Here is a 13,242-nt window from a genome sequence, read left to right on the forward strand (position 1 = left end):
AGACCTGGCATATGGCTTTTTTGTTTGGAGGTGTGGATATGAAAGTTTTTGTTATTGGTGCGGGGATTTCAGGTAGTCTTATAGCCAGAGAGCTTTCAAAATATGATTGTGAGGTTCATATTTTGGAAAAAGCTCCAGACATTGGTTGGGGTGTGACAAAAGCAAATTCTGCGATTGTTCATGGTGGGTATGATGATCCACCTCAAAGCGTTAGGGCAAAATTTGCTGCAAAAGGAAACCGTCTTTACGATGAACTTTCAAAAGAACTTGACTTTGATTTTGAAAGAGTTGGTTCTCTTGTAGTTGCATTTAAAGAAGAAGATATAAATTATTTAAAAGAGTTGAAAGAGCGTGGCAAAAAAAATGGAGTTGATGATCTAGAAATACTTGAAAAAAGTGAATTAAAAAAGATTGAGCCGAATATAAGCGATGAAGCAATTGCAGCACTTTATTGTAAGAGTGCAGGAATTACTGAACCTTGGGAAGTTGCAATAGCTGCAATTGAAAATGCGGTTGAAAACGGTGCAATTTTGCACCTTGAAGAAGAGGTTTTAGATATTCAAACAAGTAATCAAAAGGTGTCTAAAGTTATAACCAACAAAGGGGAATATGAAGCAGATGTTGTTATTAACGCCGCTGGACTTTTTGCAGATGAAATAGCTAAGATGGCTGGTGTTGGTGATTTTGAAATTTTCCCCCGAAAAGGTGAATATATACTGCTCGATAAAAAATTAAAAGGTCTTGTGAATACGGTTGTATTTCCTACACCAACAAAAAAATCAAAAGGGATACTCGTTGTTCCAACAGTAGATGGTGGAATTCTGTTAGGGCCAAATGCGAAAGACCTTCCAAAGAGTTTGAAGTACGATCTTGGTACGACACCTGAAGGTTTGCAAGAAGTATATGAAAAATCAAAAAGACTTATTCCAAAAGTGGATCTTTCATATACGGTAAAAACATTTGCTGGCCTTAGACCAGAAACCAAAGAAAAAGATTTTATCATTTCTGCTACAAAAATTTGGGGATTTGTTAATGTTGCTGGGATAAGATCACCAGGTCTTACAGCAGCACCTTCTTTTGCAAAGTATGTAGTAGAAGATATTTTGCAGGACCAGCTAAAAATTAATCTTTCAAAAAAGAAAGATTTTAATCCATATAGAAAGAGAATTACCAATATAAGAAATGTAAGTTTAAAAGAGTGGGAAGAACTTGTGAAGAAGGATCCAAAATATGGAAGAACAGTTTGCTTCTGTAATAACGTTTCAGAAGCTGAAATTGTTGAAGCTATAAGAAGGGGAGCTAGAACACTTGATGGAGTAAAATTTAGAACAAGAGCATCTTTTGGAAGGTGCCAAGGAGGTTTTTGTAGTTTGAAGATTGTAGAGATAATTTCTAGGGAGCTAAATATACCAATGGAAGAAGTTAAGCTTAATTCAAAAAATTCTTGGATCATGGATGGCAAGGTGAGAGCATGAGAAGGGAAAAAGTAGATGTTTTGATAGTAGGTGGAGGTGCAGCAGGACTTGCTGCAGCAATTTCTGCAACTGAAAGTGGCGCAAAGACAGTTTTGCTAGAAAGGGATAGAAGTACTGGAGGCGTTTTAAACCAATGTATTCACAATGGGTTTGGGCTTCATGTATTTAAAGAGGAACTTACTGGACCTGAGTTTATGGAAAGACTCTGGGAAGAATTAAAAGAGGATGTAATAAGGCCTAATTTTACAGTTTTGGAGATTAAACCTGATACAAGAGAAGTAATTACCCTTTCAGAAGATGGGATAATTGTATTTGAACCAAAAGCTCTTGTTATGAGTACAGGAGCAAGAGAGAGGCCTTTGAATTCCCTTAGAATACCAGGTTCCAGAGTTGCTGGTATTTATACAGCAGGAGTTGCACAAAAGATGGTAAATATATACAACAGGCTTCCGGGTAAAAAAGTCTTAATAGTTGGTTCTGGAGACATTGGCCTTATTATGGCAAGAAGGTTAAAGATAGAGGGGATGGATGTTGTAGGTGTTGTAGAAATAATGCCTGAGCCAGGTGGCCTTATTAGAAACGTTGTTCAATGTCTTGAAGACTTTAATATACCGTTGTGGCTAAGCCATACAGTAATTGAAATCCATGGAAAAGAAAGGCTTTCTGAGGTTGTTATTGCAAAAGTAGATGAAAACAAAAAACCAATTGCTGGGACTGAAAAGGTTATTAAAGTTGATACACTAGTAACATCTGTTGGTCTTATTCCACAAAACGAGTTAATTGAAAACTTTGTTGAAATGGATCCAATAAATAGAGGACCAGTTGTAGATGATTATATGAGAACAAGTGTTGAATGGATTTTTGCAGCAGGTAATAACGTTGCAATACATGATTTGGTTGATTTTGTATACGACGAAGGAAAGATTGCTGGAATGTATGCAGCAAGATATGCTTTAGGTGAGAAGCTGCCGGAAGTAAAATACGAGTTTGTAAGAGGTAAAAATGTTGGAGTAATGCTTCCTCAAAGGTTTACTGGAACACAACCATTTAAAATATATATAAGGCCCACAAAAAGTTTGGTAAAATCTGCTTTAAAATTTTCAGATAAAACAATTAGAAAATTCAATTGGAGGATTAGACCAAGTGAGATGATAGACTTGGTTGTAAAAGATTTTGAGGGCTTTGATAGTAAAATCACCGTGGAGGTGAGCAGTCTTGATTAAAAAACTAACGTGTATATCATGTCCTATTGGTTGTGAGCTTACTGTTTATGTGGAAGGCGATGATATAAAGGTAGAAGGAAATAGATGCCCAAGAGGATTTGAATATGCAAAAAATGAGGTAACAAATCCTCAAAGGATGCTTACAATAAGTGTGAAGGTAGAAAATGGTGTTATGGATCTTGTTTCAGCAAGGACCGATAGACCTATTCCTAAGAAAATATTAGAAGAGGCTATTTCATATATAAAAGGCTTAAAAGTTCAAGCACCGATTAAAAGAGGTGATATAATAGTAAAGGATCTTTTAAATACCGGTGCAAACCTTATTGCTACAAGAACTGTTCTTAAAAAATAATTAGAATAACTCAAGGGGGGATATGGTGTATATACTGGCACTTGATCAAGGTACAACAAGTTCACGCGCTATCCTTTTCAATGAAAAGGGCGAATACGTATATGGTTTAAATAAAGAGTACAAACAAATTTATCCAAGGCCTGGATGGGTGGAGCATGATCCATACGATATATTAAATTCACAAATTGAAGTAGCAAAAAAGGTAGTAGAAACAGTTGGAGCAGAAAATATAGCTGCGATAGGAATTACCAACCAGCGTGAAACAACTATACTCTGGGATAAAAATACAGGGAAACCTGTGTATAACGCTATAGTTTGGCAGTGTAGGAGAACTGCTTCAATTTGTGACGATTTAAAGGAAAAAGGCTATGAAAAGCTTATAAAGGAAAAAACTGGACTTGTGGTTGACGCGTATTTTTCAGGGACAAAGATAAAGTGGATTTTGGATAATGTTGAAGGGGTAAGGGAAAAGGCAGAGCGCGGAGATATATTGTTTGGGACAGTTGATAGCTGGCTTATTTGGAATCTTACCGGCGGAAAGGTACATGTGATTGATTATTCAAATGCTTCTCGTACAATGTTATTTAATTTAAAAACATTGGACTGGGATGATGAAATTTTAGAGATCCTTAATATTCCAAGAGCAATTTTACCTAAACCAATGCCATCAAGTTATGTGTATGGATATACAGAAATTTTTGGAGGCAAAATTCCAATTGCAGGAGATGCAGGAGATCAGCAGGCTTCACTTTTTGGCCAAACATGTTTTGAAAAGGGTATGGTGAAAAATACATATGGAACAGGTTGCTTTATACTTATGAATACAGGAGATACTCCTTATTATTCAAATTCGGGACTTTTAACAACCATTGCTTGGGGTGTTGATGATAAAGTAGAATACGCATTGGAAGGAAGTATATTTGTTGCAGGTGCAGCAGTGCAATGGCTTAGAGATAATTTAAAATTGATTGATAACGCTTCAGAAACAGAAGATTTAGCAAAATCTGTTCCTGATTCTGGAGATTTGTATTTTGTTCCTGCAATGGTTGGACTTGGTGCTCCATATTGGGATATGTATGCAAGAGGTCTTTTGATAGGTATAACGCGTGGTACAACAAAGGCACATATTATTAGAGCTGTACTTGAATCGATTGCCTATCAAACAAGAGATGTTTTAGAAGTAATGTCAAAAGAGGCAGGAATTAATATGGGAACATTAAGAGTAGATGGTGGTGCTTCAAATAATAACTTTTTGATGCAATTTCAAGCTGATATATTAGGTGTTCCTGTAGAAAGACCTGAAGTTACAGAAACTACCGCTTTGGGCGCGGCATATCTTGCAGGCCTTGCAGTGGGTTTGTGGAAGAGTAAGGAAGAAATTGCATGGAATTTAAATAAACGTTTTGAACCTCAACTTTCAAAGGACGAACGCGAAAGGTTGTATTCAAGATGGAAAGAAGCTGTAAAGAGATCCATGAGATGGAGTGAAGAATAATGCACCCGTTTATTTATCCTATTGTGCCTGCAATACGTAATTTAAAGATGGTTGAAAAGATAATCAGTACGCAGGTAAGTTCTGTGTTTTTGCTTGAAGGAGATATATTTGAAATTAAAAGGGCGTGCAAGAAATTAAAAGAGCATGGAAAGTTTGTATTTGTTCATGTAGATCTTGTTGAAGGTATAGGAAAAGATAAAGCAAGTGTTAAGTTAGTTAAAGAATTTGTAGGTGCAGATGGGATAATAACTACACGTTCAAATTTGATTGATTTTGCAAGAAAGTTGGATTTAATGGCTATCCAAAGAATTTTTTTAATAGATTCTAAAGCATTTCAAACTGGTATAGAACAGGTGAAAAAACACAAAGCTAACTTTGTGGAGGTTTTACCTGGTTTAATACCAGAACTTGTAAGAAAGATTAAAGAGGAAATTGTTCAGCCAATAATATCAGGTGGACTTGTTACTACAAAAGAGCAGGCAAAATTATTATTAGAAAATGGCGCAATTGGAGTTTCAACAAGCTGTGAAAAACTTTGGGATGAGTTTGAATTAATTTAAACCATACTAAATATCCAGGAAGTGTTAGTTATGAAAAAAAAAGGTTATTTTTGTTTTTAGTATCTTTTTTAGTATTGTTTGTATTGATTTCAGGTTGCTCTCCATTTTTTGAAAGAATTTTTGTTTTTTCGTCTAACAAGAATGAAAAGGCTGATTCTGTAAGCGTAGCTGAGCAGCAAAATAAAGAAGGAACGGTATATTCTAGTTTGCAAGATGTGATTATGGGAAAAAAGTGATTTATATACTGTTAAAGGAATAGTAACGTCTCCAAAAGATTTACTTGGAAAAGGTAGCTTTTACATTCAGGATGAGGTTTCAGAACTCATGATTTATGCACCATCATTTACAGAAAGCTTAGAAATAGGTGACGTTGTTGTAGTGACTGGAAGAAGTAAATTGTGGAACGGAATAGTAGAACTTGTTGCTGACTCAATAGAAGTTGTTGGAAAAGATGAGCCAAAAGCAGATGTTTTAACAAGCCTTTCAGATGTCTTTTTGTCAAGCTTAGTTTACGTTGAAGGAATAGTAAAAGAAAAAGGAAAATATGATTTTGTAGTGGATACAGGGGAATTCTTAATAAAAGTTTATTTAAAGAAAGGTACAAATATAGATATTTCTAACTTGACTGAAGGTTCAAAGGTTAGAGTTACAGGAATCCTTACTTTGTATAAAGGTGAATATGAAATTTTACCTAGAGGCCAATTTGATGTAGAGGTTTTAAAATAATAATTGTGCCGCCTTTTGGCGGCACATTTTAAAAAGTAACAGAAGAAGGTAGTAGTATGGATTTGAAAAAGCTTTTACCAATTTTGTTATTTAGTGTTTTAATTACGTTGTTTTCTTATATAGATATTGATGCTATAGACTTTTTGAGTCCTATTAAGGATGATAGTGGATTTGTAAAGTTAGATGTAGATCACATTGTTGATGGTGATACATTTTATGGATATGTAAATGGAGAGTATAAAAAAGTGAGAATTGTTGGAATAGATACTCCAGAAACTCATGCAGGTAGTAAACCAATTGGTGAGTACGGAGAGGATGCAAAAAGGTTTTTAGAAAATTTTGTCAGTAAATACGAGATATATTTAAAGATTGTAGGAAATGACGGATACGGTAGAACTCTAGCTTATGTTTTTGGAAAAAATAGTGAAAATGGTTATATATTCTATGAAGAGTCAGTTTTAATGGAAGGATATGCAAGACCTTTAATATATTTTGATAATGATGATAGCGAATTAACTCCAAGGCTTGTCCAAGCATATAACTATGCCTTTGAAAATAGAAAAGGAATATTTTCAAAATGGAGCTCAGCAAAGATTTTGAGTAGTAAAGCTCAAATAACAAGCTTACTTGAAGGTAAGATCGTTTTTCTAGAAGGAACAGTGAAAGATATAAGAAAAAATTACCATAGAGATGGCGGGTATACCTACTATATTGATTGTGATTGGTTTGAAATTTCCATTCGCGATGGTGAATATGAATATTTTTTCAAAGATTATAACTTATATTCCATTAAAGGTAAAAAAGTAAAATTTTATGGAGAACTTTGGTTTGATGATAGTAAACCAGAAATATTGCTTAGAAGCCCGAATGAAATAGTTGTTTTGAATTAAACAAATTTAGATAAAAAATTATAAATGAACCTTGGAAATAGTATCATGAAACTTACAACCTAAAAATTATTAAAAATTGTAATCCTTGACATTTTTCATATTTTAAGTTAAAATTTTACATGTGATATTTGGAGAGGTGGCCGAGTGGTCGAAGGCGCTTGCCTGCTAAGCAAGTGTGGGGGTAACCCCACCGAGGGTTCGAATCCCTCCCTCTCCGCCAAAAAGTGGGGGATAGTTCCCCCATTTTTAAATTAAATAACATGTGCCCGTAGCTCAATTGGATAGAGCGTCAGACTGCGGATCTGAAGGTTGGGAGTTCGAATCTCCCCGGGCACGCCAAAAAAGGAGGCTAATGCCTCTTTTTTTGTTATTAAATTAAAAAAGTAAACAAGGAGTTGAAAAAATGATTGCAGTAGTTGGAAGTTCGAATATGGATGTTGTTTTAACAGTTGAGAGATTTACTTTACCTGGTGAAACTCAAAGAGCTCAAAAATTAGAGTTTTTTCCTGGGGGTAAAGGTTTTAACCAGGCAGTTAGTATAGCAAAACTTTCTAAGAAAAATTCTAATGTTTATTTTTTAACCTGTATTGGTAATGACTCATATGGAAGAGCTTTAAAAGATCAATACGACAAATTAAACATAGAAGGATATGTGGTAGTTGATGATAATAATGGCTTAGCTTTTATTGAAGTTACAAGAAAAGGCGAAAATAGAATAGTAATATATCCTGGAGCAAATAGTAACTTAACTAAAGAAATTGTAAGAAAGCATGAAGCAAAACTTTTAGAAGCTGATTACATTTTACTCCAAAATGAGATTCCATTTGAGTCAACTTTATATGCTGCCAGGCTTTTTAGTGAAAATGGAAAGATTGTTATTTTTGACCCTGCTCCAGTAAGTGGAATTGAAAAGGAAATTTTTCAATTTGTTGATTTTTTGACACCGAATGAAGAAGAAATAAAACTTTTAACAGAAAAGTTCTTTGGAAAATTTGTCTCGTATGAAGATAGTTATTTTAAACTTAAAAGCTTAGGAGTAAAAAAACTCATTGTAAAACTTGGAAGCAAGGGAGTAATTTATTTTGAAGGTGATAAAAGGATAGAAATTCCATCTTTTAAAGTTAAGGCTGTTGATACAACGGCAGCGGGAGATGTATTTAACGGAGCATTTGTTGTAGCTTTGCATGAAAATCTTGATATAAGAAAATCATTGGAATTTGCCTCGGCGGCAGCTGCTTTGTCAGTTACTAAAAAAGGTGCACAAAATTCTATTCCTTCAAGAAAAGAAGTTGAAAATTTTTTAAATATATAAAAAAGGCGCAATGCGCGCCTTTTTTTTAACTACATTTACTCCATCCACATTTTTTACAACTCATACACCCTTCCTGCTTTATTATACTATTTTTTGAAAGACAAGAAGGACAATATACATTTCCATTTTCATCTACATAGTAGCCTTCACTCCATTCAAGATCATTTGCCATTACAAATTTTTCTACTTCTTCTGCTGTTTTAACGGTTCCATCTATTACAAATGCTTCGTCACTTTCAATTTCTGAGTTACCCCATAGCTCTATAAAATCATCTATTGCTTTTTTGATTTCTTCAGCAAGGCCTCTTGTATATTCACCGTTGACCTTTTGAAGCTGTTCTAAAATTTCTTCTATTGATACACCTGCTCTTAGAGCTATTGAGGATAATCTTCCGATAGATTCTGCAAGTTCAGTGCCGTTTGAAAGGAATATTTCGACTGCTTCTCCGTTGTCATCAAAAGATACGGTAATGTAAGTTGTATTTTCGTTTGATTTATATTTTCTTGTAACGCTTCTTAATGTACTCTTTCTTGGTCTTGGCCTTAGTTTATGTTTTTCATCTAAGAGGAAAAATTGAACTTTTGGAGCGTCCTTAGTTTTAACGTGCTTTGCAGAAGTTAAAACTTGAGTTTGCAGTGAGCCATCTCTATATATTGTCAGCCCTCTTACATTAAGTTTTAATGCTTCAAGATAGATATTTAAAACATCTTCCTTTGTAGCACTATTTGGCATATTAATAGTTTTAGAGATATTATTGTCAACATATCTTTGGAAAGCATCTTGCATGAGTAAGTGATCCATTGGAGAAATATCCATTGCAGTTACAAAGACTTTTTTAATTTCTTCTGGTACATCTAAATTTTGCAATGAACCTTTTTCTATTAATTTTTCTTTAATTTTTTCAAGAATTTTTGGATCAAGCTTTTTTTCTAAAACTTTGTTTACATAAAAGAGTGATTCTTTTGTGCCATCGTGTTTGTTCATGTATCTAACATAAGCTAGTAAGAAATTTGGCTCAAGACCGCTACTTGTATCTGCTATGTTAGATATAGAGCCTGTTGGTGCAATAGTTAATACTGCTACATTTCTTTTTCCTTTTTTAGACTCTCTCATTACTTTTTTGATATCTTCATCGTATTTGCTCATTCCCATAGCAAATGGGACAAATTCTTCTTCTTTAAAGAATTTACTTTTTTCAAACAATGGGAAGCTTCCTTTTTCTCTTCCTAGTTTGTTTGATTCATCATGTCCATGTAACGCCATGAACCCCATAAGATCAGCTGCAAATTGTCTTCCCTCTTCAGAATTGTATGGGATATCAAGTTTGTATAAAAGATCAGCAAATCCCATTATACCTAAGCCTAGTCTTCTACTGTTTCTAACTGCGTTTGTAATTTTTTCAAGAGGAAAGACATTAACATCGATTACGTTGTCTAGGAATCTTACAGCAAGCCTTACAGTATCTTCAAGTGCATCCCAGTCAACTTGTCCATCGTCTGTAACAAATTTAGCAACATCAATTGAACCAAGATTACATGCTTCATATGGTGCAAGGCCTATTTCACCACATGGGTTGGTTGAGATTATTTTCATTTCTGGATATAATGGATAATATTTATTCATTTCATGGAGAAATGCAAGACCTGGATCGCCTGTTTTCCATGCATTCTCTGCTATTTGTTTAATTATATCTCTTGCTTTTATATATCTTTTTTCTGTAAACTTTGGATGTGAAAGTTCTATTTCACCATCTTCTTCGTATAATCTTAAAAGTTCCTTTTTGTCAAATGGGATTCCTACGGAAATATTGAAATATTTTAGCACTTTTTCTCCGTCATTGTTTTCTTTGGCGGTTATAAATTCTTCAATATCAGGATGGTTTATATTTAATATTCCCATTAATGCGCCACGTCTTTTATATCCTTGTTCTACAACTCCAATTGCGGAATTAAAAACGTGCATAAATGATACAGGGCCAGAAGCTTGACCGTGGGTTCCAGCCACAAAACTTCCCTTTGGTCTTAAACTTGAAAAGTTAGATCCAATTCCTCCACCTGCTTTTGTAATTAACGCATATTCTTTTACTGCCTCAAATATTCCATTGATGCTGTCATCAACTGGAACTACAAAACAGGCAGATAACATATGCAGGTGATTTCTGGTATTGTATATTTCTTGATAATCAGAAAGTGTCATATTTTCAATAGGTTTCCAGAGAAGTTCATGCCTTACACCCATACCAGCGTTGAATAGAGTAGGACTATTTGGAATAAATATTCTTGCTTTTAGCATTTTAAAGAATGTTTCTTCTGTTTCCTTTATAATCTCTAATTTCTTTGCATCATCCATTTTCTTTACTTGTGGGTTGTTGACAAGTTCCGATGTTGCAACTACTCTGGCAACTCTTCTACATACGTCTTCCCACTTGTTTTCTAAAAAGTTTCCGCTGATATCTTTTATAAAGTACCTTTCTGAAAGTATTTTGTAGGCGTTTTTTGAAGGTTCAACATCTAGCCAGCGTTTTATAATGTCTTCATACATAATGCTTCCTCCTCTTCTTATTTACTTAGTACTTTATTAAACTTAATATATTTTTGATTTTTTGATGCTGGAAACAAAACATTGCCTTTTTCGTCAACGTTTCTTTGCGTATGATCATATGGCCCTAAAACTAATTCATCCATATATTCAATGTAATTTTCTAAATTTTGTTTTTCTATTTCCTCTAATGTTCTCCAGGAATAAAGGGTATTTACAATTTTTTCTGAAAATTCTTCTTTTAATTCTTTTGAAATTTGAAAAACTGCATCTCTGTTATATGGAGCAAGGGGTTCACCACCTAAATATACCACAGCTATTTTGTCATATGATTCAAGAGCATAATTTATTTTATCTTTTAAAATTTGTATAAGGTCTTCTAAATCGTATTTAAATCCTTTATAAGGTTCCCAAGTTTCTTTGTTGTGACAAAACAAACATTTTGGAGACCTATCACAGCCTTGAAAATAAATAGAGAGGCCTAATAATTTTGGATGATCATTTGTTGAAAAGAAAATTCTATTTACATAAACAGTCATATTACATTACCTCCAGTGAATAGAATTTCCTTTTTGAGTATTCATAGTTTCTTCTCGTTTTATTAAAGGAATTAATTGGCACGAGGTAACCTACTATTCTAATGTATTCTTCTGCTTTTTCTTTTCCGCATATTGGGCATCTTTTTCCGATAAATGCATGACCTTCATTGCAAACTGAAATTTTTTGGTTAAATGCAAAGTACATAACACCTTTTTTAGCTATAAGATTTACCATCTTCCATGAGTCTTCTTCGGATTTAAAAGGTGCACCTATGTTAATGTGTAATATAGCTCCACCTGATACCTTTTTGTCAAATTTTCCTGAGTATTTTATTCTATTCATCATATCAGTTTCAGCTGTTAGTGGTACCCATTGATTTGAATAAAGTTCATATGGTTGCCTTTCTTTCCCAAATATGATAGCATCTTTTTTTGCAAGAGTAACTGCTGCTTTTTCTGCAGGAACTTGTTCAATATTAAATGTAAAACCATATTTTTTAAATCCTTGCTCGGCTTTAGACTTAATAAAGTCAAGAGTCTGAGATACAAACATTTCTCCATCTTTTGAATATTTTAAGCCTTCTGCAGAAAGTTCGGTAAGTCCCATAAAATCTGCTGATTCCCATACTCCCGTAATTCCAATTGTTCCGTATTGTCTTTCAAGTTTCATAAGACCTATCTTGTATAGTGGCAATACACCTTGTTCAATTCTTTCTTGGATAATAGTTCTTACTGTATGAAGGATTTTTTGTACTAGATCTACCCTTTCATTCAGAATTTCAAAGAATTTATCTTTATTTCCATTTGCTTCAAGAGCAATTCTTGGAAGGTTTATAGTTACTACCTTAAATGAACCTATATTAAGGTCTGAACCTCCAATGGAGTTTGCCATGCCTTTTAATTTGGTATCTTCAGGATTCGCTGAAAGTGAGAGTTTGATTTCTTTAGTAGAGCTTGTAAGCCTACAACATGATGCAACGGCATCGATTGAATCGGAGATATACCAGTTTGTATCTTGCCATTTTAAATTAATTTTGTTAATAAACCTTGCACTGTCTTCATCGACAAACTTTCCATCTTTATAGAGAAGTGAAGCTGTAAGAACAGGAAATGTAAACATCTGCCTTTCTCTTTCTTTTACAACCCATTCCCAATAGTGTTTTTGCAATTTAATTATGTTCTCTAGTTCATCTACAATAGGTGAGCCATCTGGATATTTTTCTCCTTTAAATATTGCTTTGATGTAATTTCTGTCTAAATATGTAAAGTTTGTATATGGTGATTGGTGTGTTCTAATTGGTTGATTAAATGAATAAGTTAGAATTTGGAAATGTTGTTCAATATACCAGTCAAGTTTATCTTTTGGTATAATGCCTTCTTCTAAGTCTTTTTTTACGTAATACCACATCCATACAAAAAAGTCAGGAAGTCCAACTGCTCCACTTGATTGATTAGAAGCAAACATTACAAATTGAATTACATGTTGAATGAAAGTAGATAAATGTTGCGCTGGTATTGATTGAATTGTGTCGATAAAGGGTAAACCTTTCTCCACTATTGGTTGGAGAGTATAGGCAAAACAATATGGCATAAATGCTGCATGATGTGCATCATGTAAATAAATTGCTCCGTTGATTTGTGCTTCTAAAAATTTGCCTGCATCTTCTTTTCCATATAGTTTTTTCATTTTTTTCCAGATAACATAAATGGAATTTAATTTTGTAAATGGTTTATTTACTTCAGCAAAGTAAGTTCCAATATGCTTAGAGCGAACATTAGCATTAGTGTCAATTGATAAATCACCTATTTTTTCGTTAGCAAAAAACTTCTTATTAAAATAATCAATATCAAGATTTTTACCAAAACCTTCTAATTCAAAAATTTCAGGACCATATTTTTCCTCTAGTTTTTTAAATAGCAAATCAAAATCTTCAGAGTAACTGAATTTAACGAACATAAAATACCCCCCAATAGAAGAATCGAATAAAATTTATTTATGACCACAATATATTGTATATCATAAAAGCAAAATATACAATATATAGTTTATGTTAACATTCTAAATAAGTGGAAATTAAAAAGTGAACTTATTATGAAAATTATAAAAACGTTAAAAAATTCCAAAAAATGT

General features: G+C 33.5%; 12 protein-coding genes and 2 tRNA genes. 11 read left to right on the plus strand and 3 right to left on the minus strand.

All coding sequences use genetic code 11. The features are described from left to right. The first annotated feature begins 38 nt into the window (after window positions 1-38). The 11 genes from OB7_RS07640 (at window position 39) to rbsK (ending at window position 8,033) form a co-directional block, all read left to right on the plus strand. Window positions 39-1,475, plus strand: a complete 1,437-nt coding sequence (locus tag OB7_RS07640) for an NAD(P)/FAD-dependent oxidoreductase (RefSeq protein ID WP_004104515.1) — start codon at window positions 39-41, stop codon at window positions 1,473-1,475. Beyond that, on the plus strand, window positions 1,472-2,698 hold the full coding sequence (locus tag OB7_RS07645) for an NAD(P)/FAD-dependent oxidoreductase (protein WP_012579708.1): 1,227 nt from the start codon (window positions 1,472-1,474) through the stop codon (window positions 2,696-2,698). Before OB7_RS07640 ends, OB7_RS07645 begins: the two co-directional genes overlap by 4 nt. Then, window positions 2,691-3,050 (plus strand): DUF1667 domain-containing protein, encoded by a 360-nt coding sequence (locus OB7_RS07650; protein ID WP_114702941.1) that lies wholly within the window; start codon window positions 2,691-2,693, stop codon window positions 3,048-3,050. Before OB7_RS07645 ends, OB7_RS07650 begins: the two co-directional genes overlap by 8 nt. Before the next feature lie 22 nt (window positions 3,051-3,072). Further along, window positions 3,073-4,545 (plus strand): glycerol kinase GlpK, encoded by a 1,473-nt coding sequence (gene glpK, locus OB7_RS07655; RefSeq protein WP_114702942.1) that lies wholly within the window; start codon window positions 3,073-3,075, stop codon window positions 4,543-4,545. Continuing rightward, window positions 4,545-5,105 carry a glycerol-3-phosphate responsive antiterminator gene (locus OB7_RS07660; protein ID WP_114702943.1) on the plus strand — a complete coding sequence of 187 codons (561 nt, stop codon included), beginning with the start codon at window positions 4,545-4,547 and terminating at the stop codon, window positions 5,103-5,105. The genes glpK and OB7_RS07660 overlap by 1 nt, the downstream gene beginning before the upstream one ends. Before the next feature lie 50 nt (window positions 5,106-5,155). Continuing rightward, entirely contained in the window at window positions 5,156-5,341 is a 186-nt protein-coding gene (locus OB7_RS10105; protein ID WP_249031060.1) for a hypothetical protein, read from the plus strand. Window positions 5,342-5,405: 64 nt separating this feature from the next. Then, entirely contained in the window at window positions 5,406-5,831 is a 426-nt protein-coding gene (locus tag OB7_RS07665; protein WP_346252949.1) for a nucleotide-binding protein, read from the plus strand. Between the two features lie 56 nt (window positions 5,832-5,887). Further along, the gene (locus OB7_RS07670) at window positions 5,888-6,721 is read left to right on the plus strand and encodes a thermonuclease family protein (protein ID WP_114702944.1); all 834 of its coding nucleotides are present in this window, start codon (window positions 5,888-5,890) and stop codon (window positions 6,719-6,721) included. Window positions 6,722-6,851: 130 nt separating this feature from the next. Then, window positions 6,852-6,941, plus strand: a tRNA-Ser gene (locus OB7_RS07675). Between the two features lie 42 nt (window positions 6,942-6,983). Further along, window positions 6,984-7,060 (plus strand) — tRNA-Arg (locus OB7_RS07680). Between the two features lie 64 nt (window positions 7,061-7,124). Continuing rightward, the gene (gene rbsK / locus OB7_RS07685) at window positions 7,125-8,033 is read left to right on the plus strand and encodes a ribokinase (protein ID WP_114702945.1); all 909 of its coding nucleotides are present in this window, start codon (window positions 7,125-7,127) and stop codon (window positions 8,031-8,033) included. 25 nt (window positions 8,034-8,058) lie between these two features. On the opposite strand, the gene OB7_RS07690 is transcribed toward rbsK, so the two are convergent. The 3 genes from OB7_RS07690 to OB7_RS07700 are packed head-to-tail and all read right to left on the minus strand — an operon-like array spanning window position 8,059 to window position 13,068. Next, window positions 8,059-10,575, minus strand: coding sequence for an adenosylcobalamin-dependent ribonucleoside-diphosphate reductase (locus OB7_RS07690; protein WP_114702946.1), 2,517 nt, complete (start codon window positions 10,573-10,575; stop codon window positions 8,059-8,061). A 17-nt stretch (window positions 10,576-10,592) separates the two neighbouring features. Beyond that, window positions 10,593-11,111, minus strand: a complete 519-nt coding sequence (locus OB7_RS07695) for a 4Fe-4S cluster-binding domain-containing protein (protein ID WP_114702947.1) — start codon at window positions 11,109-11,111, stop codon at window positions 10,593-10,595. A gap of 1 nt (window position 11,112) precedes the next feature. After that, window positions 11,113-13,068 carry an anaerobic ribonucleoside-triphosphate reductase gene (locus tag OB7_RS07700; RefSeq protein WP_114702948.1) on the minus strand — a complete coding sequence of 652 codons (1,956 nt, stop codon included), beginning with the start codon at window positions 13,066-13,068 and terminating at the stop codon, window positions 11,113-11,115. Window positions 13,069-13,242: the final 174 nt, after the last annotated feature.

Source organism: Thermosipho africanus Ob7 (assembly GCF_003351105.1).
Classification (GTDB): Bacteria; Thermotogota; Thermotogae; order Thermotogales; family Fervidobacteriaceae; genus Thermosipho; species Thermosipho africanus.

What these genes read in the sequence shown, in the direction of transcription:
- OB7_RS07670 (WP_114702944.1), top strand. Translation starts at nt 5,888, where the DNA reads ATGGATTTGAAAAAGCTTTTACCAATTTTGTTATTTAGTGTTTTAATT.
- OB7_RS07660 (WP_114702943.1), top strand. Translation starts at nt 4,545, where the DNA reads ATGCACCCGTTTATTTATCCTATTGTGCCTGCAATACGTAATTTAAAG.
- OB7_RS07690 (WP_114702946.1), bottom strand. Translation starts at nt 10,575, where the DNA reads ATGTATGAAGACATTATAAAACGCTGGCTAGATGTTGAACCTTCAAAA.
- OB7_RS07700 (WP_114702948.1), bottom strand. Translation starts at nt 13,068, where the DNA reads ATGTTCGTTAAATTCAGTTACTCTGAAGATTTTGATTTGCTATTTAAA.
- OB7_RS07695 (WP_114702947.1), bottom strand. Translation starts at nt 11,111, where the DNA reads ATGACTGTTTATGTAAATAGAATTTTCTTTTCAACAAATGATCATCCA.
- OB7_RS07640 (WP_004104515.1), top strand. Translation starts at nt 39, where the DNA reads ATGAAAGTTTTTGTTATTGGTGCGGGGATTTCAGGTAGTCTTATAGCC.
- OB7_RS07645 (WP_012579708.1), top strand. Translation starts at nt 1,472, where the DNA reads ATGAGAAGGGAAAAAGTAGATGTTTTGATAGTAGGTGGAGGTGCAGCA.
- rbsK (WP_114702945.1), top strand. Translation starts at nt 7,125, where the DNA reads ATGATTGCAGTAGTTGGAAGTTCGAATATGGATGTTGTTTTAACAGTT.
- glpK (WP_114702942.1), top strand. Translation starts at nt 3,073, where the DNA reads ATGGTGTATATACTGGCACTTGATCAAGGTACAACAAGTTCACGCGCT.